The sequence below is a fragment of the Curtobacterium sp. UCD-KPL2560 genome, assembly GCF_001705035.1.
Classification (GTDB): domain Bacteria; phylum Actinomycetota; class Actinomycetes; order Actinomycetales; family Microbacteriaceae; genus Curtobacterium.
The window spans coordinates 1-2,531 of record NZ_MCIG01000138.1; the positions used below are offsets into that span (position 1 = coordinate 1).

At 74.8% G+C, this 2,531-nt stretch carries 2 protein-coding genes; both read left to right on the plus strand.

The genetic code is table 11. The annotated features are described in order from the left end of the window. Positions 1 to 357: 357 nt before the first annotated feature. Positions 358 to 1,149 carry a glycoside hydrolase family 16 protein gene (locus BEP24_RS16110; protein WP_065965177.1) on the plus strand — a complete coding sequence of 264 codons (792 nt, stop codon included), beginning with the start codon at positions 358 to 360 and terminating at the stop codon, positions 1,147 to 1,149. 174 nt (positions 1,150 to 1,323) lie between these two features. Continuing rightward, positions 1,324 to 2,531: glycosyltransferase 87 family protein (locus tag BEP24_RS16115; protein WP_141693502.1), on the plus strand; the 1,208-nt coding region annotated here is incomplete at its 3' end.

Consider the following 2,531-nt stretch of genomic DNA (forward strand, 5'->3'; position numbering starts at 1 on the left):
TCGTCGTCGACGGACCGCGCGGCGTAGGTCGCCGCGAACGGTCCGTCGGCCGCCGCTGGGGTGTCGAAGTCCTCCGAGAAGGTCGGCGGACGACCGCCGTCGGGAGGCGCGTGGCGGGGTCGGTCCGTGCCTCCCGTCCGGTGCGCGACGCGGGACACCGCAACGATCCCGCAGGCCGACCGGACGGTCCAGACATCCGGCGCGGACGCGCCGACACTGGTCGCAGGGACGTCGCCTCACCAGCGACACGGCTCAGGTGCGCGCCCCGGAGAGCAGAACCACAACCATGTCCAGAACACCCACCGCCGCGCGGTCCGTCGACGACGACACCGCCGCAGGCCGGACCCGGAGCGCGCCGTGAAGGCCGTCCGGACGCTCGTCGTCCTCGCGGCCGCGGCCCTCGCCGCCGGCACCGTGGGCGCCGTCTCGAGCGCCGACGCCCGCACGCAGTTCGGCAGCCTGGCGACCGCCACGCCCGTGCTGCCCGCCGCGACCGCCAGCCCCACGCCGACGCCTCCCGCCGGCGGTCGTCCGCCGACCTTCTCGGAGGACTTCGACACCCCAGCGGCGGCCGACGGACCGTTCGCGGCGACCTACGCCGGGTCGTGGCAGCCCTACCCGGACGGCATGGGCGGCAAGTACTGGTCCGGGCCGCTCATCAGCGCGCACGACGGGTACATGGACGTCGGGATGGACGGCAAGCGTGGCGCGGCCGGCACGTTCGGGACGCCCGACGACGCCTGGGACCACGTCGGCGGGACCTTCAGCGTCCGCGCGCGTGCCGTCGGTGGCGACGGCAACGGTGCCGCGTTCATGCTCTGGCCGACGTCGGACGACTGGGCGGAGGGCGAGCTCGACTTCCCGGAGGGGAACTTCCAGGGGACCGTCGGCGCGTTCACCCACTCGATGGTGCCGGGGCAGGAACGGCAGGCCGCCGGGCTGCACACCGACACGACGTGGCGGGAGTGGCACACCTACACGACCGAGTGGGTGCCCGGACAGGTCGTGCGGTACTCGATCGACGGTGAGGTCGTGTTCGAGACGCACGAGCACGTCCCGACGACGGCGCACCGGTACATGTTCCAGATCGGGGACTGGGGGCAGCCGGGGCACCTGGAGATCGACTGGGTCCGGAGCTGGACGCCGTAGGGCGCGGCGGGGCGGGGCGGGCCGCGCCCCGCACGGCCCCGCGGGCCGGGGCGCTGGCGTCCGTGGTCGGGTGTCCCGGGTTGGGGTCTTGTGTCCGCGGTCCGCCCGGGCGTCCAGGGTCGGGTGCGCCCGGGCGTCCAGGGTCGGGACCGGGCGTCCCGCTACGCTCGTGCGGTGCACAGGCAGTCCCGGTGGGTCGAAGGCGTCGGTTTCGTGGTCGCGTTCGCCGGCGTGCACGCCCTGCTCTGGTGGCTGACCGCCGTCTCCGCGAACCTGCCGCTCGGCGACGTCACGATCACCTACCGTCGCTGGATCGAGACCGGGCACGTCGACCACTCGTGGGTCGGCATCGACTCGGCGTGGGTGTACCCGATCCTGGCGATCGTGCCGATGGCCGCCGCCGCGATCGGTGGGACCGCGTCGATCGGCACCGGGTGGCTCGTGCTCATGGTGGTGCTCGACGCCGTCGCGTGCGCGGCGCTGTGGCGGCACCGGACGCTCGGCGTCCGGGTCGGGTGGTGGTGGCTCTCGTTCCTCGTCGCCCTCGGGCCCATCGCACTCGGGCGCATCGACACGGTCGCGACCGCGGTGGCCCTGGTCGGGGTCGCCTTCGTCGCCACGCGGCCCGCCGTCGCCTCGGCGCTGTTCACCACGGCCGCGTGGGTCAAGGTCTGGCCCGCGGCGCTGGTCGGCGTGCTCCTGCTGCTCCGGCGCGGCCACCGCCGAGCGGTCCTGGCCGGAGCCGGCGTCGTCACCGGCCTCGTCGTCCTCGTCGACGTGCTGTACGGCGGCGCCTCGCACCTGCTGTCGTTCATCGGCGAGCAGACCGGTCGAGCGCTGCAGATCGAGGCGCCCCTCGCGACGCCGTTCATGTGGGCCGCCGCCGCGCGGGTCCCCGGTGCCGGCGTGTACTACGACCGCGAGATCCTGACCTTCGAGATCGCCGGACCGGGCACGCACGTCGCCGCCGCGCTCTCCATGCCGCTCATGGCGCTCGTGGTCGTCGGCGGGGTGCTGCTCGCGCTGGTCGCCGCGCACCGCGGTGCCCGCCGGGCCGAGGTCGCCCCGGTGCTCGCGCTGCTCCTCGTCGCTGCGCTCGTCGCCACCAACAAGGTCGGGTCGCCGCAGTACGTCGGCTGGTTCGCGGTCCCCGTCGTCTGGGGGCTCGTCGCCGGGCGACCCAGCGCGCGGCGGTTCCTGCCGGTCGCGGTCGCCGTGCTGCCGATGGCGGTGCTGACGCAGGTCGTCTACCCGGGGTTCTACGACCAGGTGCTCGCGGTGCAGCCGTGGGTGCTCGTCGTGCTCACGCTGCGGAACCTGCTCGAGGTCGCCGTGCTCGTGTGGGCGGTCGTGGTGCTCGTGCGGGCGGCGCTCGCCGGGGG